We start from the raw sequence: 20,688 nt of genomic DNA on the forward strand, positions 1-20,688 counted from the left end.
ACCGGGCGGCGCGGTCCGCGACCGCGCCGCAAGGGCCCTCGGGGGTGACGGCCCGGTCCGGGGGCAAGCATGATCCAGAAACAGGGACCGAGCGCCGCGGTGTGCTACGCCCGCGCGACCGTGGACCTGGCGACCGAGGTCGTCCCGGCGCGTACCGCCGGGACGACCTCGTCGAGCGGCTGCGGCGCCCGGGCCCTGCGGTCCGGTCCCACCTGTGGTGCCACGCCGCCGCCCTGCGGCGATCAAGCGTTGGAAGTTTCTGCTGGTCAAGTGCGGAGCACAGGCCAGTCCCGGAATCGACACCGAAAGCCGACGATGACTGCACCGACTGCCCCCTTCCCGGCGGCACGTGGACGATGGGCGACCTGACCGTCACACGATTCGGGTACGGCGCATTGCAGCTGGCCGGCCCCCGGGTGATGGGCCCACCCGGCGACCACGACGGCGCGCTGGCCGTCCTGCGCGCGGCGGTCGAGCACGGCATCACCCACATCGACACCAGCGGCGCCTACGGGCCGCGCCTCACCAACGAGCTGATCCGCGAGGCGCTGCACCGCTACCCCGAGCCGCTGCACATCGTCACCGAGGTCGGCGCCGACCGCGACGCCGAGGGTGGCTGGCCCGTCGCCAGGCACCCCGAGGACCTGCGGCGGCAGGCGCCCTTCCGGTCGGCGGGCAGCGGCGGGATTCGGTGGCCCTCGACCTCGGCGCTCCGGATGCTGTCCGGACATTCTGCGGCTCGACCGAAAGGACCGGTCAATCGATCAGCGCAGCGCCGGCCGCAGCGGCAACGCCCGCGAGCGTCTCGGCCGGCATGCCCGCGCGGCAGCGGACGGACATCGGCAGTGCGGGGACGGGTGGCAGGTCGTCGCGACGGACCAGGCCCTCAGGGGTGCTGCCCATGGTCGCCAGCAGGGCGATCCCCAGTCCTGCGCGGGCGGCTGCGAGCACCCCGGCCAGGTAGGCCGCCTCGCAGGCCACGGTGACCGGCCGCGCAGCCGCGGCGAGGGTGGTCAGGGCGCGGTCGCGCACGGCACAGGGTTCATCGAGAGCGACGAGCGGGAGCGCGCCACCCGGTGGTCGCCACCCGGGCGCGGCGAACCAGTGCAGGTCGAGCTCGCCGGCATCGGCGGACCGGTCGTCGACGGCCTCACCCATGACCAGCGCCAGGTCCAAGTCACCGCGGTCCAGCGCGGCGCGCAGGTTCACGCCGCGATCGAGGCGGTAGCGCACGCTGCCCCCGAGCACCCCGGTCAGGCGCGGGAGCAGCAGGTCCGCGGCGTGCTCGGTGGAGCCGAGGGTCAACGACGCCGGCGCCGGGGCCGAGAGCCGGGCGAGCACCTGGTCGTGCAGCGCGAGCATTCGGCGTGCCTCGGGCAGCAGCATCTCCCCGGCGGCGGTGAGCCGCGATGCCCGTCCCACTTTGCGGAACAGGGGTTGGCCGCAGGCGGCCTCCAACCGCCGGACGTGGTGGCTCACGGTCGGCTGGCTGACGTGCAGGACCTCGGCGGCGCGGTGGAAGCCGCCGTGGTCGCAGACCGCGACGAAGCTCCGCAGCGCAACGACGTCGAGCGTCCGGTTCGGGGCGGTCATGGCATGCGTCACCGTGCCAGTGCAGCACAACCGATAGAGCTTTCCTATCGACTGTGATCGGATTCCCGAGTTGGACGTTCGGCGCGGCGGAGTGTCACGATCCTGGCGTGACGAGCGACGAGCAGTGCGTGGCGCACCCCTGCGTGGGTGTCGCCCCTGCCGTCGTGATCACTTTCAGTGTCGAGGCCCCCGGGCTGACGCGCCGGCTCGCGGTCGATCTCGGCCGCACCTCGACCGCGACGTGTCGTCGCGGGCCGCGCAGTGCCTGACCCCTGCGCCTGATCGCAGACCTGCTCCACCACTTCGGCCCCGCCGTGCTCCGCGGCGGACGGCCTCGATCCGCGCGCCTCCCGCCGTCCCTTGAGGTCACGGGCGGTCCGTGCGCGCTCCACCGTGTGAGAGGACCGACCCATGGGTCGACAGTTGAAGCTCGGCGCCGTCCTGATGGGCGTCGGGGGCCCCGGACAGCACGACGTGTGGCGCCACCCCGAGATCCCCGGAGACGCCAGCGTCGACATCCGCTGGTACATCGCCCGCGCCCGGCAGGCCGAGGACGCATTGTTCGACCTGGTGTTCATCGTGGACAGCCAGTTCATCACGCCGGACTCGCCGCCCCACTACCTGAACCGGCTCGAGCCGCTGACCCTGCTGTCCGCGGTGGCGGTGTCCACCACGCACATCGGGCTGGTCGGCACGCTCACCACCAGCTACAACTCCCCGTTCAACCTCGCCCGACGGCTCGCCTCGCTGGACCTCATCAGCGGCGGTCGGGCGGGGTGGAACGTGGTGGCCACCGGGGACGGCGGCACCGCGGCCAACTACAGCCGCGACGAGCACTACGACTACCCCTCCCGCTACGGGCGCGCGCTGGAGTCCGTGCAGATCTGCCAGGGGCTGTGGAACTCCTACGAGGAGGACGCGTTCCCGCGCGACCGCGAGACCGGCGTCTTCCTCGACCCGACCCGCCAGCACCGCCTCGACCACGTCGGCGAGCACTTCCACGTCCGCGGGCCGTTGAACATCGTCCGGTCCCCGCAGGGCCAGCCGGTGATCTTCCAGGCCGGTGACTCCGACGAGGGCCGCGACCTCGGGGCAGCCGTCGCAGACGGGATCTTCACCCACTCCGCGACGGTCGAGCAGGGGGCGGCGTTCGCCCGGGACATCCGCAGCCGGGCGCGGGCCAAGGGCCGCAACCCCGACGAGATCGTGATCATGCCGGGGATCAGCCCGGTCATCGCGGACACCGACGCCGAGGCCCGGGCGATCGAGCAGGACACCCGGCTGAACAAGGACTTCGCGAAGACCCTGGCGCAGTTCGGCCGCCCGTTCGGCTGGCACGACTTCAGCCGCTACGACCTCGACGCCCCGTTCCCGGAGCTCGGCGACCTGGGCAACGACAGCTTCCGAACGCAGGCGGACCGGATCAAGCAGGTCGCCCGCGCGGAGGGCCTCACCCTGCGCGAGACGGTGCACCGGTTCAGCACCTCGACACCGGCGCCGTTCGTCGGGTCCCCGACGACGGTGGCGGACCGGATCCAGGAGTGGTTCGAGGCCGGTGCGCTCGACGGGCTCAACGTCCACGTGACCGTGCCGAGCGAGTTCGCCCGCTTCACCGACGAGGTCCTGCCGATCCTGCGCGACCGCGGGCTGGTCCGGTCCTCCTACGGGGCCACCACCCTGCGCGGCAACCTCGGGCTGCCGATACCCCGCAACACCCATGCCACCGCGCAAGAACGCGCAGACGACACAGCGCGCGAGCGGGCCTCCGTTCGCGTCCCCGCCTGATCCCGGAGACCCACACCCATGTCCCGCCTCCTCCGGCTCGCTGCCGCCCTCGCCGTCCTGGTCGTCACCCTGGCCGGTTGCGCGGGCGCGAACGCCGGCGCCTCCTCGCAGACCCTCAAGTGGGGCTTCAACCTGCCCACCAGCTGGGACCCGGTCACGTCGAGCACGGGTAACGACATCAACACGATCAGCCTCGTCTACGCCTCGCTGACCCAGCTCGACGAGAAGGGCACCGCCAGGCCCGGCCTGGCCGAGTCCTGGACCTACAACGCGGACGGCACCGCGGTGACGTTCGTACTGCGGCCCGGGCTGACGTTCACCGACGGCACCCCGCTCGACGCCGACGCCGTGCGCCAGAGCCTGCTCCGCGGCAAGACGCAGCAGAACTCGCTGCTCAAGGACCAGCTCGCGACCATCTCCGACATCACCGCCGACGACCCGGCGCACGTCACGCTGCACCTCGCCGCACCGGACTACCAGGTTCCGAACCTGTTGGCGGGCAAGACCGGTGCGATCGTCAGCCCGGCCGCGTTCACGAAGGATCCCGGCGCGATCCCGACCGCCCCGGTCGGTGCAGGCCCGTTCAAGTTCGAGAGCTTCGTCCCCGAATCCAAGGCGACCCTGGTCAAGAACCCCGGCTACTGGGACGCGGGCGACGTCAAGATCGAGCGCCTCGAGCTCACCGCGGGCACCGACCCCACCTCCGTCATCGCCGCGGTGCAGTCCGGCGCGCTGGATGTCGCGACGATCACCGGCCGCCAGGTCGAGCAGGCCAAGGCCGCCGGTCTGGAGGTCGACGTCGTCGACTCGTTCACCGTGAACCAGGTCGACGTGCACTCCGGGCTCGCGCCGCTGACCGACCGCCGCGTCGTCGACGCCCTCAAGTACGCCGTCGACCGGCAGGCGATCATCGACGTCACCAACGGCGGCATCGGGAAGGTCACCTACCAGCCGTTCCCGCAGGGCTACGTGGCCTACAACCCCGCCCTGGACCAGGCGTACGCCTACGATCCGACGAAGGCGAAGGCGATGCTCGCCGCGGCCGGGTACGCCCCGGGCAGCCTCTCCCTCACCGTCACGGTGAACTCCGTCGCCCAGTCCACCGCCGAGCTGGTACAGCAGCAGCTCCAGGCGGTCGGGGTGAACGCCACCATCAAGGTGGTGCCGCCGGGATCCTCCACCTGGCAGCAGGAGGTCTACCTGGGGCGCAAGGCGCAGTTCGCCCTCGACGGCACGGTCGGCCGCGAGTCGCCGGTGCAGAACCTCGGCGTGGTCTACGGACCGCAGGGCCTGATGAACACCTCGAAGGAGGCCTCTCCGCAGTTCCTCGCCGCGCTCGACGAGGTGCGCCGCACCCCGCTGGAGGACACGCGCTACCCGCAGGTCCTGCAGAACGCCGTCAAGCTCGGCGTCGAGATGTCCCCCAGCTTCTCGCTGGGCACCAGCCCCCGGATCGCCGTGCGCAACCCGCGCGTCTCTCCCCTGCCGCACTTCCTCTCGCAGTACCGCTGGGAGGGCGTGACGGTGGCCGCGCCGGGGAGCCGGGCATGACGGCGACCCTCACCACGGTCCCGGAGATCCCGACCGCCATCGCTCCGGACCGTGCACCGAGGCGGCGCAGGCCCGGCCTGGCCCTCCTCGCCTGGCTCGGCCGGACGCTGGCCGTGACCGTCCCGGTGTTCCTGCTCGCCACCCTGGTGACCTTCCTCCTCGGCGCGTTCAGCGGACTGAGCCCGGCCGGACAGCTGCTCGGGGACGCCGCGACGCCCGACGACGTGGCACGGGTCAACGCCCAGCTCGGCCTGGACCGGCCGGTACTGGTGCAGTACGTCGACTGGCTCGGCCATGTCGTCCGCGGGGACCTCGGGACCTCCTGGCTCAACGGCGTCGGCGTGGCCGAGCAGATCGGCCAGCGGCTCGAGGTCTCCCTGTCGGTCGCCGGTTTCGCCCTGGTCATCGGCGTCGTCGCCGGCACCGCGCTGGGTGTGCTCGCCGCGGTGCGCCAGGGCAGCTGGATCGACCGGGCCGTGACGGTCTTCTGCACGCTGATCTCCACGCTGCCCCCGTTCGTCGTCTCGATCGGGCTGATCGTGGTGTTCTGCGTGCTCTTCCCGCTGTTCCCGTCGGCGGGCTACGTCTCGCCGACCGAGGACCTGAGCGCGTGGATCACCCTGATCACGCTGCCCGCGATCGCGCTCTCGCTCGACGCGGTGTCCGACATCGCCCGGCAGCTCCGCACGGGTCTCGTGGCCGCACAGCGGGAGAACTACGTCGTCGGGCTGGTCGTCCGCGGCCTCCCGCCGCGGCGGATCCTGCTGCGTCACGTGCTGCGCAACGGCTCCGGACCCGCCCTGTCCGTCCTCGGATTGCGCGTCCCGATGCTGATCGGCGGGGCAGTGGTCACCGAGAGCATCTTCGGGATGGCCGGGTTCGGACGGTTCGCCGCGGACGGCGCGGTCCGCGGGGACGTCCCGGTCGTGCAGGGCACCCTGGTCGTGGCGATCGTCGTCGTGCTGCTGTTCAACCTGCTGGTCAACGCCGCGCTCGTCCGGCTGCGACCCGCCGCGCAGCGGGGGCTGTGATGAGGCCTCGGCTCAGCTCGGTGCTGCGCCACCGCGTCGGCGCGGTCTCCGTGACGTTTCTCGTGCTCGTGGCGGTGCTCGCGGTGATCGGTCCCTGGCTCGCGCCCTACGACCCGCTCCAGCAGAACCAGGACGCGCTGCTGCAGGGGCCCTCCCCCGACCACCTGCTCGGGACCGACAATCTCGGCCGCGACGAGCTGTCCCGGCTCCTCGCCGGGTCCCGGCTCTCGCTGCTCGCGGCGCTGGAGGCGGGCGTCGTCGGGCTGGTGCTCGGCACCGTGCCGGGCCTGCTGTCGGTCTACCTCGGGCGGGTGTTCGAGTGGGCCACGCTGCGGGTGATGGACGCGTTCGTGACGCTGCCGTTCCTGGTGTTCGCGGTCGCGATGACCGCGCTGCTGGGCAACGGACTCACCCAGGCGATGCTCGCCGTCGGGATCCTCGTATCGCCCGCGTTCTACCGGGTCACCCGGGCCGCGGCGTTCCCCGTCGCGGGCTCGCAGTACGTCGAGGCCGCCCGGCTGACCGGGGCACCCGCCTGGTTCGTGCTGGCCCGCCACGTCTGGCCCAAGGTGTTGCCCGCCGTCGCCGTGACCACGGCGGCGACGCTGGGCAGCAGCCTGGTCATCGTGTCCTCGCTGACCTTCCTCGGGATCGGGATCCGGCCGCCGGAGCCCACCTGGGGCGGGATGCTGGCCACCTCCCTGGAGTACCTGTTCCAGCGGCCGACCGCGCCGCTGGCGCCGGCGCTGCTGGTGATCCTCACCGTCGGGGCCTGCAACGGGCTGGCCGACACCCTGCGGGACGTGTCCGGGGTGCGTGCACCGTCGCTGCGGAAGGAGAAGGCCCGTGCCGCTGCTTGAGGTCCAGAACCTCGCCATCCACCTCGATCCAGGGCATCTCGACGAGCCGCTGGTCTCCGGCGTCGACCTCACGCTGCACCGCGGCGGCACCCTCGGCGTCGTCGGGGAGTCCGGCAGCGGCAAGTCGCTGACCTGCCGCTCTGTGCTCGGCATCCTTCCACCGGAGCTGCACACCGGCCCGGCCACCTCGATCCGGTTCGACGGCGTCGAGCTCACCGAGCTGGACGCGACGGGCTGGGGGCCCTACCGCGCCGACCGCATCGGCGCGGTCTTCCAGGACCCCGGCTCCTACCTCGACCCGTCCGTGCCCGTCGGGCGCCAGCTCGCCGAGGTGCTCCGGGTCCGGGGCGGACTGCGCAAGCGGGAAGCCCGCGACCAGACCGTCGAGCTGTTCACCGAGGTCGGGCTACGCGAGCCCGCCCGGGTCGCCGGCCAGTACCCCTTCGAACTGTCCGGCGGCATGCTGCAGCGGGTCCTGATCGCCATCGCGATCTGCCGGGCCCCGGACCTCCTGGTCGCCGACGAAGCAACCACCGCCCTGGACGTCACCGTGCAGGCCGAGGTGCTCGACCTGCTCGCCGACCTGCGGGAACGGCACGGCCTCGCGCTGGTGCTCGTCTCCCACGACCTCGCCGTCGTCGCGCAGGTCTGCGAGGAGGTCGTGGTCATGCGATCCGGCCGGATCGTCGAGCGCGGCACCGCCGCGCAGGTCCTGCGCGCGCCGCAGCACGAGTACACGCGTTGCCTCGTCGAGGCGCACGGCCGCTTCGGCATCGAGCACGTCCGGGAGGCCCGTCATGTCTGACCTGGTCGAGGTCCGCGATCTTGCCGTGTCCCTCGGCCGTGGGCGGGCCCGACGGGAGATCCTGCAAGGGGTCGACCTCACGGTCCGACCCGGCGAGATCGTCGGACTGATCGGCGAGACCGGGTCCGGCAAGACCACGCTGGCCCGCAGCCTACTCGGGCTCAACCGAATCGACCGCGGCACCGTCTCGGTCACCGGGACCGAAGTCGGCAGCCTCCGCGGCGAGGCCCTGCGGGCGTTCCGCCGCGCCGGCTCCGTGCAGTACATCTTCCAGGACCCGCTGCAGAGCCTGGACCCGGACCTGCCCCTCGGCCGCTCCGTCGGCGAGGCGCTGGAGGTCCGCGGCGCGTCGGGAATCGCGAACCGGGTCGCCGGGGCCCTGGAGCGGGTCGGCCTCGATTCCGCCCTCGCGGCGCGACTCCCGTCCGAGGTGTCCGGTGGCCAGCGCCAACGCGCCGCGATCGCCCGCGCGATGATCACCGAGCCCCGCCTGCTCCTCTGCGACGAACCGGTCAGCGCGCTGGACGCGAGCAGTCGCACCGCGGTCCTGGAGCTGCTCCTACGGCTGCGGGACGACGAAGGAGTCGGCCTGCTGTTCATCTCCCACGACCTCGGATCCGTCGCCGGCGTGACCGACCGGATCGCCGTGCTCCACCACGGCCGCATCGTCGAAGCGGGCGCCACCGCACAGGTCATCGGCGAACCCAGCCATCCCTACACACGGCTGCTCGTCGGCTCCGCGCCCACGCTCGACGACGCCGGGCTCGACCGCACCGTCCGGGCCGCGCTGCGCGCCCAGCTCGCCTGAGAGGAACCACCATGACCATCTCCCTCGCCGCCGTGCCCGTCCTCGCCTCCTGGCGCGAGCCCGAGACCGTGGCCACACGCGGTACCGTCCTCGTCGTCCCCGGCCGCGGTGAGCACGCCGGCGTCTACGAGCGCTTCGGGCGCCGGATCTCCGCCGACGGCTATCGGGTCTGGGCCGTCGCCGACCCGACGACCGACCCCGCCCGCACCGAGCACCAGGTGCGGGCGCTACTGGAGTCCGAACCGGACTCCCACACCGGCCCGCACCCGCGCGTCCTGGTCGGCTCGGACGCCGGCGCGCTCTTCGCCGCCGGGCTCGCGGCCGACCTGCCCGGAGTCGCCGGGCTCGTCCTCGCCGGCCTGACCCTCGGCTCGAGCGCGGTGCCCGAGGACGAGATCACGGCGCGCACCGCCTGCCCGGTCCACCAGGCCCGGCTCCGCGACGACAACGGTGTGCGCCACGGCGCCCTCGACACCCCGCCGCCCGCCGGATGGATCGCCCGCGCGGACCCGGCGCGCGTGCGCGTCCCGGTGCTGGGACTGCACGGACAGGCGGACACCATCGCCCCGCTCGATGACGTCCGCCGCTGGTACTCCGGCCTGGACGACGCCGAACTGGTCACCGTGTCGGACGGGCGACACGACGCGCTCAACGACGCCACTCACCGCAGTGCCGCAGCTGTCCTCGTCCTGTTCCTGGAGCGCCTCCGCGTCGGTGTCCCCACCCTCACCCACCGAGAGGTGCTCTGACTCTCGCCTGAGGAGCACCTCCACCGCGCCCGAGCACGGGCATTGTGACTTGGGGCGACTGCTCGCCGCGCTCGTTGCCCAGTCAGTACCTCTGTCGTTGCGGGCGACCGGCTGGCGTGGCCCGTGGCCGCGCCGCTTGGGCCGACGACCTACACCACGCCCTGGAACACAACTGCTGTGGGTGACGCCCTCATGGAGCCGGGTGGCTCAGGATCGTTTCGTGGTAGGTCGTGCCGCGGCTCATGCCGAGCATTCTGGCCACGGGTCGCTTGGTCAGGGCGGTGGCGATCAGGTCCCCGAGGCGGGGTGAGAAGGCCTCGCCCAGCAGGAGCATGTTGGCTGTCCGCGGTAGCACGACACGTCGCTTCCCCCGTCGGACCGCGATCACCACAGCGTGTGCCACATCGTCTGACGACAACGGCGTCATGTGGCGGAACGGTGGGGGCATCGCGGCTTCGTCTGCGTCTCTGAGCAGGTCGGTGGCGGTAAGGGCCGGGTGGATGACCGACACCTGGATCCCGCTGCCGGCTACTTCCTGGCGGAGGCTGTCGGAGAACGCGGAGACTGCATGCATCACGATGGCGTAGGAGCCGAACTGCGCGAACGCCTTGCGCCCCATCACCGACGACATGTTGACGACCGTGCCCGAACCCTGCCCCCTCATGATCGGAAGCGCGGCCCGAGTCACGTCGATCATCCCGAAGAGGCTGGCTCGCATTGTCTGGAGGACGTCGTCGTCGAAGGTCGCCGACTCCGTTCGTCCGACCTTGCCGATCCCTGCGTTGTTGACCAGCACGTCGATCCGTCCGAACCGGTCCACCGTCGAAGCGAGCAGCGCGCTCACCGCGTTGGGTGAGGTGACGTCGGTCGGCACCGACAGGACCTTCGCGCCGAGGGCGCGGACTTCGTCCTGCACCTCGGCGAGCCGGTCGGCCGTCCGGGCGGCGATCACGATGTGCGCGCCGCGGCGGGCGAACGCCAGGGCGATCGATCTGCCGATGCCGCGTGAGGCGCCGGTGACCACGACCACCTTGGACCCGAAGCAGCTGTCCATGCCACTCTCCTTGTGATGTATATACAACAAACGCGCGGAAGTCGGCAGGTCGATGACCCCGCCGCCTAGGCGTCGGGCGGGTATCCCATGTTGCTCGCGACCTCCTGAACAGCTGCGACGCCCGGCGCCCCCAGGAGCTGTGCGGCTTGTCGTTGGGCCTGCCGCCACTCGGGCATGACGGATCGGATCTTGGTCTGCCCGGCGCGGGTCAGCGCAACCTCTCGCATCCCCTTCGCGTCCGAGGCAACGGCCTCGATCCAGCCGCGGTTCTGTAGCAGGTTGAGGTTCCGACTGACGGTGGACCGCTCCAGCTGCAGCACCTCGCCGAGCTTCGACGGCGGACACGGGCCGACCTTGCCCAGCGCGGCGAGCAGATTGACCTGGGCGACGGTCAAGCCATGAGGTTCGAGCGCGCCGTCGTAGAGAGCCGTCACCGCCCGACCGATCAGTCGGACGCGCACCGCCAGGCAGTCTCGCACGATCTCGTCGACGGGCACTTCGGTCACGGACACAAGTGTTGTATATACATCAAGGGGCGTCAAGCTCCTGCCATCGGCGGCAGCGGGTACGGCATGGGGCTCACGACCATGACGACAAGCAGATCACCGAGGGTCCTGATAGGGGGGCGAGCCGTCAGCACGACCGGGAAGGCCCCATGCAGCGGGGCGCGGCGCGACGGCCCGTCGCTGGTCGAGCACCTCCACCGCTGCAGGTGCGGCGCTCGTCGGGTGCTGTCCGTCCCCGCGGCCGCTACCGCGCAGGCACCGTGGTCGGCAGATGCTTTTCGTCTATTCCGAGCATGCGCATTTTCCGGTACAGGGTCGAGCGCGCGATACCGAGTCGTTCGGCCGCAGCCAGTTTGTTGCCCCGCGTCTCGACGAGCGCCTCCAGCACGATGTCCCGTTCGGCACGCTGCAGCGACGACCCGCCCGAGCGCGGCGCCCCGGAGCGGTACTCGGGTGGCAGATGCTCCTGCGCGATGTCCGACCCCATCGACCGCGCCACCGCCGTCGCCAGGACCGAGTCGAGCTCACGGACGTTGCCCGGCCAGTCAAGGCCGGCCAGTGTGCGGACCGTGCCCGGTAGCAGCCGCGGAACGGGGCGTTGGGTGGTGTGTTCGGCCAGCAACATCGGCGCCAGGTCCACGATGTCGTCGGTGCGGTACCGCAGCGGGGGGACGGTGAGCGAGAACGGGAAGTGGTCGAGCAGGCGGTCCGCCGGCGTCTGTCCGCCCCGTGCGCGGGCGGTGGCCGTCACGCTGCCCGGCGGGGCGGCGTCGATGATCGCCTCCACCCGCTCGACGAGCCCGTCCTCGAGCCGGTCGACGTGACGGAGCACGACGGCACCCCCGTCGGCGAGCACGTTTCCGAGCCGTGCAAGCCAGCCATTCGGGTCGTCGCGCGCGAGGACCGCGTCGAGGACGGTGAGGGGATCCTGACCTGCGCGGCGCCGGTGGATGTGCCGTGCGACGTGGAGCTTCCCGGTTCCCACCTCTCCGCAGAGCAGGACGGGCCGCTCGGTCCGCAGTGCGGCCTCGACGTCGTCGTGCAGCCTCCGGGTCGCCACGCTGCGACCGGACAGGGAATCGATCGCCCGGGTAGCCCGCGGTCGGCCTGCACAGCGGCGGGCGGCAGGCGCGCGCCCGTCGCTGCGGGTATGGGGTCGCATCTCGACGAGGACACCTGCCGGGGCGCCCTTCTCCCCCACCCGGGTCGCCTTGGCCTGGGCTACGACATCGCCCGCCAGCCGGACCTCTCCGGTGTACTCGTCGCAGGTGCCGAGCATCCGGCACGCCCACTCCCACAGCACGGCCTGATCAGAAAGGTCGAGGAGGGCCGAGGCCGCCGTGTTCGCCATGACGACGTCCTCGTTGAGCGAGATCACGGCCGACGTCGCGCGCCGATTGGCGCGCAGGAACTGCTCCAGCAGCATCTGCTCCCGCCGGGAGGCGTCGGCGTACATGCGCGACTCGATCTCCCGCACGGCCGCCAGGACCAGCGGCTTCATCACCCCGTGGGTGTCCCCGACGCGGCACGTGACGTCGAGGACGCCTTCGACCTTTCCGGTGATCGGGTGCTTGACCGGCGAGCCGATACAGGTGAACTCCTGCAGGTTCTCCCGGAAGTGCTCGGCGCCGGAGACCATGAACGGGGTCGCCGCCTCGAGTGCCGTGCCGATGCCGTTGGTTCCCGTGAACTCCTCCGCGTAGAGGAATCCCGGCGAGACGAGCGCCTTGTCGAGGGCCTGGGCCAACGTCCGCTGACCGGCGCGACGGTCGATGATCTGCGCGTCCGAGTCGGCCAACAGGATCGACACCGGGCCGTCCTCGAGTTGCTCGGCCAGGCGGTCGATCACCGGTCCCGCGGCCCGCAGCAAACGGTTCGGCCTCTCGAACTCCGGCTGGTAGGGAACCTCCTCGCCGGTCGGCCGGACGCCGACGAGCTTGCACCGCTGCCAGGAGGACATGATCTCGGCCCGGAAGGCGGAGACGGTGTCGAGCGGGAACTGATCGTCGAGCAGGCGCTCGCGTTCACCGCGCAAGGACTCGCTCTGCTCGTCTCGGTCCATGGCTGCCCCCTTCACCGTTGACGAAGGCCAGGTCGATCGTAGGCCGACAAGCCCACCACAGCGCTGTGTCGACCTACTGTCCGAAAGTGCGACACGGTGGCCGTGACCAGCGCGATCAGCTCTGATCTGCGCCTCGGGCGGACCGAAGCCTCCGCACCGGAGCGACGACAACCGTCAGAGCACCGACGATCCCGGGCCAGCAGTGGCGCCGTACGCCACCGGCTTGGGGAGGCCGTAGGAGCCGAGGACGATGACCACAGCACCCGATCCGGGGCGACCCCGACGGGCGTCGGGCGACGACGTTCTCGCCCGTCATCTCGCCGCCTTCCTCCACCGAGCCGAGACGACCGAGCCGAAACCACGAAGCCGAAACGACGAAGCTGAAACGACGAAGGGCCGGACGCCCGTGGGCGTCCGGCTCTCGCATCCGGCTCGCTCAGCTCAGGTCGTACTCGCGGTACCCGGCCGTCCGCACCTCGTCCCACTTGCCGAAGTACGTCGGCACGCCGCCCGAGTAGTTCAGCATCTGGGCCGGCTTGCCCGGGACATTGGCGCCCCAGTACCAGGAGCGCGCCTTGGTGAACATCGAGCCCTCGAACAGCTCGTCGACGTGAGCCGTCCACTCCTTCTCGGCCGTGGTGCTGGACTCGAAGCGGCTGTGCCCGTTCCGGCGCACGTGCTCGAGGAACTCGACCACGATGTCGCCCTGATACTCCGCGGAGGTCGGACCGTTGCAGAACCCGGATGGGCTCTGCGGGCCGTACAGGAACAGCATGTTGGGGAATCCCGAGGTCGACAGGCCCATGAAGGTGTCGACGCGGTCCGCCCATTTGTCCTGCAGGCGCTCACCGTCCACGCCCTGGATGTCGATCGCCAGGATGCCGCCGCGGTTGTTGTCGAACCCGGTGGCCAGCACGATGACGTCGGCCTCGATCAGGCCGTTCTTGGTGACGACCCCGTTCTCGACGATCTCCAGGACCGGCTCGTCGTTCTGGTCGATCAAGCGGACGTTGTCCTGGTTGAAGACGTCGAAGTAGTCCTGCTCGAGGGCGGGCCGCTTCACTCCGAACGGGTGCGGGGGCTCGGCGGGCGCGAGCAGCTCCGCAGTGGCGACGTCCTCGACGCGCTCGTGGACCTTCTCGCGCCAGAAGTCGTAGAAGGTGCGGTTGGCCGCCTCGTCGGCGAGCAGGTCCTGGTACATGCCCAGCCACAGCGGGAACCCGCCCTCTGCCCAGAACCGCTCGTAGGTGGCACGGCGCTCCTCCTCCGTCGCGTCGGCGGCATTCTCGGGCATGAAGTCGAAGTCGAAGCCTGCGAACGCCTTGTACCGGGTGTCGAACCGCTCGGGCAGGTCTCCGCGCACCGCGTCGTTGTCGGCACGGTCGAGCCGGCGCTGACGCATCGGCAGAGCCAGGTTGGGGGTCCGCTGGAAGACGGTGACCTCAGCAGCGTCGTGCGCGGCCTCCTGCACGACCTGGACCCCGCTGGCGCCGGTGCCGATGACGACGACCTTCTTGCCGGTCATGTCGAGACCACCCTGCGGCCACCGCGCCGTGTGGTGGCACTCGCCGGCGAAGGTCTCCATGCCGGGGATGTTCGGGTAGAGCGGCTTGGCGCCGAACCCGGTCGCGACCAGAACGGTGCGCGCCTTCTGCTGCTTTCCGTCGGACGAGTAGACGGTCCATTCACGGGCGTCCTCGTCCCACTGCGCCTGTGCGGCGAAGGTGTTGAACTCGACGTCCTTGGTCAGCTCGAGCTTGCTGTCGACGTACTCGAAGTAGTCGCGCACCCCTGCGAAGTCCGGGTAGCGCTCGCGGAAGTCGTAGTCCTTCCACAAATCCTTGTGGGAGAACTGGTAGATGTGCCCGACGGTGTCCGTGCGCGCACCCGGGTAGCAGTTCCACCACCAGATGCCGCCGAGGCCGCCGGCGGAGTCCCAGACCTTGACGTCGAAGCCGAGGTCCCGGAGGCGGTCGAGCTGGTAGAGGCCGGAGAACCCGCCTCCGATGACCAGCACGTCCAGCACGTGGCCGTCCTCGTTCCGGTCGGGGGCGTCGGCAGGAGACTTCGCTGTCGTCATCGCACACTCCTCGTTCTGGAAATGACCGTCGCAGCTGTGGAGGACCGTAGGGTTGCAATCTGGGTCACAACTGTCCGAAATCGAGTCGCCGCACCATTGGGGGCGGTGCCGACCTCGTCGAGGATCTTGCCGCCGTCAGCGAGCCCACGGCGCGCTGATGCGCAGTCGTTGGTCGAGGGCAACGGGTGCTCGCGGACCGTGGGCTCGAGCAGTCGGCAGATCACCGGCTCGCGGCCCTTCGACGACGCGCAGACCAGCAGTTCTTGCTCGGCGTCGTGCACCGCGCACGGCTTACCCCTGAGGTCGGTGATGCCCTGGGCGACGTCGCGCGGGCTGGGGCGGCCCCGACGAGATCGTTTCGGCAGGTACGAGAATCCGCAGCCCCGACGAGCCCTCCACCGAGGCGCACCCCACGAGCACGCACGCGACGGCCAGCCACGGGTAAGTGACGAGGACCCGGCTTCGGTAGAGGTGACGCTCGTGACGAAATGCTTCCACGGCGATCTTCACGTGATCTTCGCCGGAGCATCGTCGCAGGTCAGTAGTGGAGCGGGCGACGGGAATCGAACCCGCGTAGCCAGTTTGGAAGACTGGGGCTCTACCATTGAGCTACGCCCGCGTGCCCCCGGATTCCTCCGCGGGCCCGGTCAGGATAGCCGATCAGCGGCCCGCCCCCGGAGGGCTCCCCACCTCGTCGCGCCAGGCGTCCGCCACCTCCGGCGCGGGGCAGGCCGAGTGGGGCCAGGAGGGCGAGGCAGCAGCCGCAGCGGTCGAGCAGCGCGACGACCGGGGTCGGGCCCTGCACGCCGTGGATCCGGACCACCCACGCCTCGGCGACGTCGTGTCCTAGACTCCTTCCCGACGGGGTGTGGCGCAGCTTGGTAGCGCACTCGCTTTGGGAGCGAGGGGCCGTGGGTTCAAATCCCGCCACCCCGACCAGGTCGGGCCGGGTGTGGCCGGGCGGTCGCACCCGGCCGGTCAGGTCCGGTCGAGGTTCATCACCTTGTCCCACGCCGCCGCGAAGTCGCGCACGAACTTCTCCCCCGCGTCGTCGGCGGCGTAGACCTCCGACAGCGCGCGCAGCTCGGAGTTCGCCCCGAACACGAGATCGACGCGGCCCGCGGTCCACCGGACCTCGCCGGTGGCGCGGTCGCGGCCCTCGTAGGTGCTCCCGTCGCGAGCCGGCGTCCACTCCGTCCCCATGTCGAGCAGGTTGACGAAGAAGTCCGTGGTCAACCTCCCCGGCCGCGAGGTCAGCACGCCCAGCGGGGAGCGCCGGACGTTCGCGTTCAGCACCCGCAGGCCGCCGAGCAGCACCGTCATCTCCGGCGCGCTGAGGGTCAGCAGGTTCGCGCGGTCGACCAGCAGGTGTTCCGGGTGGGGCGGGTCACCCCGGGTGTAGTGGCGGAACCCGTCCGCGACCGGCTCGAGCGCCGCGAACCACTCGACGTCGGTCTGCTCCTGCGTCGCGTCGGTGCGGCCCGGGGTGAACGGGACCTCGACCGGGTGCCCGGCCAGGTCCGCCGCCCGCTCGACGGCCGCGCACCCCGCCAGCACGATCAGGTCGGCCAGGGAGATCCGCACGTCGTCGCTGCGGGACCGGTGGAACGACTCGCGGATCTTGTCCAGGGTGCCCAGCACGACGTCGAGGCCGTCGGGATCGTTGGCCTCCCACCGCCGCTGCGGCTCGAGGCGGATCCGTGCCCCGTTCGCGCCCCCGCGCCGGTCGCTGCCGCGGAAGGTCGACGCTGACGCCCACGCCGTGGCGACGAGCTGGGCCACCGACAGCCCCGAGTCGAGGACCTCCCGCGCGAGGTCGGCGATCTCCGCCGGGCCGACGAGCGCGTGATCCACCTCCGGCACCGGGTCCTGCCACGGCAACGCGTTCGCCGGGACCAGCGCACCCCGGTAGCGGCGGACCGGCCCCATGTCGAGGTGCGTGAGCTTGAACCACGCCCGGGCGAACGCGTCCGTCAGCAGGTCCGGCTGGTCCAGGAAGCACCGCGAGATCGGCCCGTACCCCGGGTCGAACCGCAGCGCCAGGTCCGTGGTCAGAAAGGTCGGGGTGTGGGTCTTCGACGGGTCGTGGGCGTCGGGCACGGTGCCCGCCCCGGCCCCGCCCGACGGGATCCACTGCCAGGCGCCGGCCGGGCTGAGGACCGCGTCCCACTCGAAGTCGTAGAGGTTCCGCAGGAAGCTGTGGTCCCAGCGCGTCGGGGTCGGCGTCCACGTGCCCTCGAGACCGCTGGTGATCGCGTCCGCGCCGATGCCCGTGCCGAACGAGTTCCGCCAGCCCAGACCCTGCGCCTCCAGGGGGGCGGCCTCGGGTTCCGGCCCGAGATGGTCCTGCAGCGAGGCGCCGTGGGTCTTGCCGAACGTGTGGCCGCCGACGATCAGCGCGACGGTCTCCTCGTCGTCGAACCCCATGCGCCGGAAGGTCTCCCGCATGTCGCGCGCCGCGAGGAGGGGGTCCGGGACACGGTGCGGGCCCTCCGGGTCGACGTAGATCAGGCCCATCTCGGAGGCGGCCAGCGGGCTCTGCAGCTCACGGACGTGGGTGTGGCGCGCGTCGGTGAGCCAGGCACGCTCGGGGCCCCAGTAGACGTCGCCGTCGGACTCCCAGACGTCGACCCGGCCACCGCCGAAGCCGAGGGTCGGGAAGCCCATCGACTCCAGGGCCACGTTGCCGGCGAAGATCGTGAGGTCGGCCCAGGAGAGCTTGCGGCCGTACCTCTTCTTCACCGGCCACAGCAGGCGACGGGCCTTGTCCAGGCTCTTGTTGTCCGGCCAGCTGTTCAACGGGGCGAAGCGCAGCATGCCGGCCGCGGCGCCGCCCCGGCCGTCCCGGGCGCGGTACGTCCCGGCCGCGTGCCACGCCATGCGGACCACGAGCGGGCCGTAGTGCCCGTGGTCGGCGGGCCACCAGTCCTGCGAGGTGGTCAGCACCGTCTCGATGTCGCGCCGCACCGCGTCGAGGTCGAGGGTGTCGAACTCGGCGGCGTAGTCGAAGCCCTCGCCCATCGGGTCGGCCTCGACTGGGTTCTTCGCGAGGACCTTCAGGTTCAGCCGGTCCGGCCACCACATGCGGTTCGACTCGCCGCGGGTCGGATGTGGGGCGCTGCCGCTCTTCTGCTTCTTCCTCTTGACGCTGATGTCATAGGTGACCGACACGGGCGTTCCCTCGAGACGTGATCAGGACATGACCGCGGCGGCGCAACCGGGTCCCGGCCCGGGGCGCCGACCTCGGCACGTCCTCCGCATGACAGCCCAGCATGCGCCCGGTGTGTGCGGCGGACAAGTAGTCCGCCGTTCGTCCGCCGGAGCCGCCCGTCCGTCCCCGATCCGGGCCCGCGCGAGCCCTCGTCCGCAGTTGCGGTACGGGCGGTACCGCGGTGAGCATCGGGGCGTGGTCGACGCGCGAGGGCTGGCACGCGAGCTGCTCGGTGATCCCGCGACGGGCTGGAGCATGGGGCCGCCGGGCGCGATCGCGGAGTTCGCGCGCGACCCGGACGAGACGAGCGACGGCGACGCCGACACGGTCGTCACGGGCCGCGGCGGGATCCGGCTCGACCCGCCGCCGTCGGCCGTCCTGGCCGCGTACGAGACGCCCGCCAGGCCGGGGCTGCGCTGGACCCAGGCCGTCGCGTTCTGTCTCCCGGAGGACGAGGCCCACTGCGCCGGGCGGACGACGGTCACGGAGCTCGGGCCCGACGCCGACGCCCTGCGCGCCGCCGACCGCGGGGCCGTGCTCGTCGACCTGGGCCTGGGCACCCCGACCGTCGACGCGTGCGTCCGGACCGCGGACCCGGAGCTGCTGGCCCTGGTCGGCACGCACGCCGGGCGGTCGCTGTTCGACACCGCCCTCGCTCGGGAGCTGGTCGCCCGCAGCCCGCACCGGGTGTTCCTGACGGCCGTGGGCCGGGTCGAGGTGTACTCCCCGATCCCGGGGCCGGACGAGCGGTCGCCGCTCGGCCCGCACACCCACCTGCTCCCGCACCTGATCGGCCGCGGGCCCGGGCCGACCGTGCCGCTCCCGGCGGGGCACGAGGCCGTCGCGCACGCCTATCCCGCGCATCCCGCGGCCGATCATCTCGGGCGGCCGCACCCCTTCGCCGCGGACCGCCTCGCCGCGTTCGACGCCCTGCTCGACGCCGTCGGCGACCCCCTGCTGCGAGCGCTCAAGGAGTCCGTGCGAGACGCGGTACGCGCCGGTCGGGCGCCCGCCGAGCTCCCGCACGATCCCCTCGGACGCGCGGTCGTGGCCGTCACGCTGCGTCAGCTCGCCCGGACCGACGGACCCACGCCCGCCGACTGGCGGCCGTACCGCGACCTGCCCGCGGAGCTGCTCGACCCCGCGGGCGACCCGAACGCCGGGTGAGTCAGGCGGCCTCGCCGGCCCGGTCGTCCCAGAACCACTGCGCCGTCATCGGGCTCCGGCAGTCCGGACAGCCGATGTCGAAGCCGTCGGACTCGTCGGCGGGCAGTTCGGCGTAGGAGCCACAGTCGGCGCAGCTCCACCAGAGGGTGTCGCTCATGCTGCCGAGGGTAATGACATCGATGTGGTTCGCAAGCGCGGGGCGGTGTGTCGGTGCCGCGGAAGGACACGGAGTTCCGCCACGGCCGCTCGCGCTCGGGAGCGGGACGGCGGGAACGGACGCCACGGGCGACCGCCCTCCCGCTCGGGCCCGCCGTGGGACGGCGTGGCGGTCCGGGGCTCCCGGGGCGCCCCGGACCATCCCGAACAGCGGTCGACAGCCGCGTGACGTCGCGTAACGCCGCGGATGAACCAGCCGAGTCATCTCCCGGGGCGCGCCGCCGGTTCGATCTTCGGATCGGGCGCGGGCGTGCCCCCCCCCCCCGCGGCCGGTAGACCCCCACCCACCCCGGCCGCGGGCCCCCGCGGGTGGGCCCCGCCGGGGTGGCCCGCCCGGGTCGGCCCGCCGGGTCCTCGGATCTCGTCCCTCAGATCTCGTCGACGAGCTCGGCGACCGACCCGATCACGCGCGTCGGCCGGAACGGGTAGCGGTCGACGGCGTCGGCACGCATGATCCCGGACAGCACCAGCACCGTCCGCATCCCGGCCTCCATGCCGGCCACGACGTCCGTGTCCATCCGGTCGCCGATCATGACCGTGGTCTCGGAGTGCGCCTCGAGCCGGTTGAGCGCCGCGCGCATCATCAGCGGGTTCGGCTTGCCCACGAAGTACGGGTCGACGCCGGTGGCCCGGGTGATCAGCGCGGCGACCGAGCCCGTGGCGGGCAGGATCCCCTCGTTGGACGGGCCGGTCGGGTCCGGGTTCGTCGCGACGAACCGGGCACCGCGGTCCACCAGCCGGATCGCCGTCGTGACCGCCTCGAAGCTGTAGGTCCGCGTCTCCCCCAGCACGACGTAGTCCGGGTCCGACTCGGTGAGCACGTAGCCGATCTCGTGCAGCGCGGTCGTCAGACCGGCCTCGCCGACCACGTAGGCCGAGCCGGCGGGCCGCTGGTTGTCGAGGAAGGCGGCGGTGGCCAGCGCGGAGGTCCAGATGGACTCGACCGGCACGTCGATGCCCGAGTTACGCAGCCGGAACTGCAGGTCACGCGGGGTGTAGATCGAGTTGTTGGTGAGCACCAGGAACGGGGTGCCCGTCTCGCGGAGACGGTTCACGAAGGCGTCCGCGCCGGGGATGATGCTCCCCTCATGGACGAGCACGCCGTCCATGTCGGTCATCCAGGCCTCGACGGGTTTGCTGTCCGACACGGCCACGAGCCTAGACGCGCCGGGGCCCGGGAACGTTCGTGCCGGTCTGTCCGTTGTCGGTG

The 20,688-nt window shown here is 71.8% G+C and carries 17 protein-coding genes, 2 tRNA genes and 1 pseudogene; 11 read left to right on the forward strand and 9 right to left on the reverse strand.

The window, feature by feature from the left end:
- Positions 1 to 356: 356 nt before the first annotated feature.
- Positions 357 to 647: pseudogene (locus LWC35_RS08980) on the forward strand (aldo/keto reductase); the annotation flags it as partial.
- 109 nt (positions 648 to 756) lie between these two features.
- Here LWC35_RS08980 and LWC35_RS08985 read toward each other — a convergent pair.
- Entirely contained in the window at positions 757 to 1,593 is an 837-nt protein-coding gene (locus LWC35_RS08985; RefSeq protein ID WP_232869583.1) for a LysR family transcriptional regulator, read from the reverse strand.
- Positions 1,594 to 1,700: 107 nt separating this feature from the next.
- Here LWC35_RS08985 and LWC35_RS08990 point away from each other — a divergent pair, with 107 nt between their 5' ends.
- The 8 genes from LWC35_RS08990 (at position 1,701) to LWC35_RS09025 (ending at position 9,182) form a co-directional block, all read left to right on the forward strand.
- Positions 1,701 to 1,862, forward strand: coding sequence for a hypothetical protein (locus tag LWC35_RS08990; RefSeq protein WP_232869584.1), 162 nt, complete (start codon positions 1,701 to 1,703; stop codon positions 1,860 to 1,862).
- 142 nt (positions 1,863 to 2,004) lie between these two features.
- Entirely contained in the window at positions 2,005 to 3,378 is a 1,374-nt protein-coding gene (locus LWC35_RS08995) for an LLM class flavin-dependent oxidoreductase (protein WP_232869585.1), read from the forward strand.
- An 18-nt stretch (positions 3,379 to 3,396) separates the two neighbouring features.
- Positions 3,397 to 4,929, forward strand: coding sequence for an ABC transporter substrate-binding protein (locus tag LWC35_RS09000; protein WP_232869586.1), 1,533 nt, complete (start codon positions 3,397 to 3,399; stop codon positions 4,927 to 4,929).
- Positions 4,926 to 5,960, forward strand: a complete 1,035-nt coding sequence (locus tag LWC35_RS09005; protein ID WP_232869587.1) for an ABC transporter permease — start codon at positions 4,926 to 4,928, stop codon at positions 5,958 to 5,960. Before LWC35_RS09000 ends, LWC35_RS09005 begins: the two co-directional genes overlap by 4 nt.
- A complete protein-coding gene (locus tag LWC35_RS09010) occupies positions 5,960 to 6,820 on the forward strand; it encodes an ABC transporter permease (protein ID WP_232869588.1) in 861 nt (286 codons plus the stop codon). The genes LWC35_RS09005 and LWC35_RS09010 overlap by 1 nt, the downstream gene beginning before the upstream one ends.
- Entirely contained in the window at positions 6,807 to 7,625 is an 819-nt protein-coding gene (locus LWC35_RS09015) for an ABC transporter ATP-binding protein (RefSeq protein ID WP_232869589.1), read from the forward strand. The genes LWC35_RS09010 and LWC35_RS09015 overlap by 14 nt, the downstream gene beginning before the upstream one ends.
- Complete coding sequence (locus LWC35_RS09020) at positions 7,618 to 8,433, forward strand: ABC transporter ATP-binding protein (RefSeq protein ID WP_232869590.1); 816 nt, start codon at positions 7,618 to 7,620, stop codon at positions 8,431 to 8,433. The genes LWC35_RS09015 and LWC35_RS09020 overlap by 8 nt, the downstream gene beginning before the upstream one ends.
- A gap of 11 nt (positions 8,434 to 8,444) precedes the next feature.
- Positions 8,445 to 9,182, forward strand: coding sequence for an alpha/beta hydrolase (locus tag LWC35_RS09025; protein WP_232869591.1), 738 nt, complete (start codon positions 8,445 to 8,447; stop codon positions 9,180 to 9,182).
- Between the two features lie 190 nt (positions 9,183 to 9,372).
- Here LWC35_RS09025 and LWC35_RS09030 read toward each other — a convergent pair whose 3' ends face one another.
- From LWC35_RS09030 to LWC35_RS09050, 5 genes are all read right to left on the reverse strand, one after another.
- Positions 9,373 to 10,236 (reverse strand): SDR family NAD(P)-dependent oxidoreductase, encoded by an 864-nt coding sequence (locus tag LWC35_RS09030; protein ID WP_232869592.1) that lies wholly within the window; start codon positions 10,234 to 10,236, stop codon positions 9,373 to 9,375.
- A 65-nt stretch (positions 10,237 to 10,301) separates the two neighbouring features.
- Positions 10,302 to 10,742, reverse strand: a complete 441-nt coding sequence (locus LWC35_RS09035) for a MarR family winged helix-turn-helix transcriptional regulator (RefSeq protein ID WP_232869593.1) — start codon at positions 10,740 to 10,742, stop codon at positions 10,302 to 10,304.
- Positions 10,743 to 10,986: 244 nt separating this feature from the next.
- Positions 10,987 to 12,804, reverse strand: a complete 1,818-nt coding sequence (locus LWC35_RS09040; protein WP_232869594.1) for a sigma-54-dependent Fis family transcriptional regulator — start codon at positions 12,802 to 12,804, stop codon at positions 10,987 to 10,989.
- Positions 12,805 to 13,240: 436 nt separating this feature from the next.
- On the reverse strand, positions 13,241 to 14,884 hold the full coding sequence (locus LWC35_RS09045; RefSeq protein WP_232869595.1) for a flavin-containing monooxygenase: 1,644 nt from the start codon (positions 14,882 to 14,884) through the stop codon (positions 13,241 to 13,243).
- Between the two features lie 545 nt (positions 14,885 to 15,429).
- Positions 15,430 to 15,503, reverse strand: a tRNA-Gly gene (locus LWC35_RS09050).
- 243 nt (positions 15,504 to 15,746) lie between these two features.
- Here LWC35_RS09050 and LWC35_RS09055 point away from each other — a divergent pair.
- Positions 15,747 to 15,823, forward strand: a tRNA-Pro gene (locus LWC35_RS09055).
- A 39-nt stretch (positions 15,824 to 15,862) separates the two neighbouring features.
- On the opposite strand, the gene katG is transcribed toward LWC35_RS09055, so the two are convergent.
- Positions 15,863 to 18,055 carry a catalase/peroxidase HPI gene (gene katG, locus LWC35_RS09060; RefSeq protein ID WP_232869596.1) on the reverse strand — a complete coding sequence of 731 codons (2,193 nt, stop codon included), beginning with the start codon at positions 18,053 to 18,055 and terminating at the stop codon, positions 15,863 to 15,865.
- Positions 18,056 to 18,290: 235 nt separating this feature from the next.
- Here katG and LWC35_RS09065 point away from each other — a divergent pair, with 235 nt between their 5' ends.
- Positions 18,291 to 19,262 carry a DUF6925 family protein gene (locus tag LWC35_RS09065; RefSeq protein WP_232869597.1) on the forward strand — a complete coding sequence of 324 codons (972 nt, stop codon included), beginning with the start codon at positions 18,291 to 18,293 and terminating at the stop codon, positions 19,260 to 19,262.
- Position 19,263: 1 nt separating this feature from the next.
- Here LWC35_RS09065 and LWC35_RS09070 read toward each other — a convergent pair whose 3' ends face one another.
- Together LWC35_RS09070 and LWC35_RS09075 are read right to left on the reverse strand one after the other, a co-directional pair.
- Complete coding sequence (locus LWC35_RS09070) at positions 19,264 to 19,419, reverse strand: hypothetical protein (RefSeq protein WP_232869598.1); 156 nt, start codon at positions 19,417 to 19,419, stop codon at positions 19,264 to 19,266.
- Between the two features lie 427 nt (positions 19,420 to 19,846).
- Positions 19,847 to 20,596, reverse strand: coding sequence for an HAD-IIA family hydrolase (locus LWC35_RS09075; RefSeq protein ID WP_232869692.1), 750 nt, complete (start codon positions 20,594 to 20,596; stop codon positions 19,847 to 19,849).
- Positions 20,597 to 20,688 lie beyond the last annotated feature (92 nt).

This window comes from Pseudonocardia kujensis (assembly GCF_021283305.1).
Lineage (GTDB): Bacteria > Actinomycetota > Actinomycetes > Mycobacteriales > Pseudonocardiaceae > Pseudonocardia > Pseudonocardia kujensis.

Excerpts from the sequence above, each read along its gene's own strand:
- LWC35_RS08985 (WP_232869583.1), bottom strand. The coding sequence starts at position 1,593 with ATGACCGCCCCGAACCGGACGCTCGACGTCGTTGCGCTGCGGAGCTTC.
- LWC35_RS08995 (WP_232869585.1), top strand. The coding sequence starts at position 2,005 with ATGGGTCGACAGTTGAAGCTCGGCGCCGTCCTGATGGGCGTCGGGGGC.
- LWC35_RS09000 (WP_232869586.1), top strand. The coding sequence starts at position 3,397 with ATGTCCCGCCTCCTCCGGCTCGCTGCCGCCCTCGCCGTCCTGGTCGTC.
- LWC35_RS09005 (WP_232869587.1), top strand. The coding sequence starts at position 4,926 with ATGACGGCGACCCTCACCACGGTCCCGGAGATCCCGACCGCCATCGCT.
- LWC35_RS09010 (WP_232869588.1), top strand. The coding sequence starts at position 5,960 with ATGAGGCCTCGGCTCAGCTCGGTGCTGCGCCACCGCGTCGGCGCGGTC.
- LWC35_RS09020 (WP_232869590.1), top strand. The coding sequence starts at position 7,618 with ATGTCTGACCTGGTCGAGGTCCGCGATCTTGCCGTGTCCCTCGGCCGT.
- LWC35_RS09025 (WP_232869591.1), top strand. The coding sequence starts at position 8,445 with ATGACCATCTCCCTCGCCGCCGTGCCCGTCCTCGCCTCCTGGCGCGAG.
- LWC35_RS09030 (WP_232869592.1), bottom strand. The coding sequence starts at position 10,236 with ATGGACAGCTGCTTCGGGTCCAAGGTGGTCGTGGTCACCGGCGCCTCA.
- LWC35_RS09040 (WP_232869594.1), bottom strand. The coding sequence starts at position 12,804 with ATGGACCGAGACGAGCAGAGCGAGTCCTTGCGCGGTGAACGCGAGCGC.
- LWC35_RS09045 (WP_232869595.1), bottom strand. The coding sequence starts at position 14,884 with ATGACGACAGCGAAGTCTCCTGCCGACGCCCCCGACCGGAACGAGGAC.
- LWC35_RS09070 (WP_232869598.1), bottom strand. The coding sequence starts at position 19,419 with ATGAGCGACACCCTCTGGTGGAGCTGCGCCGACTGTGGCTCCTACGCC.
- LWC35_RS09075 (WP_232869692.1), bottom strand. The coding sequence starts at position 20,596 with ATGACCGACATGGACGGCGTGCTCGTCCATGAGGGGAGCATCATCCCC.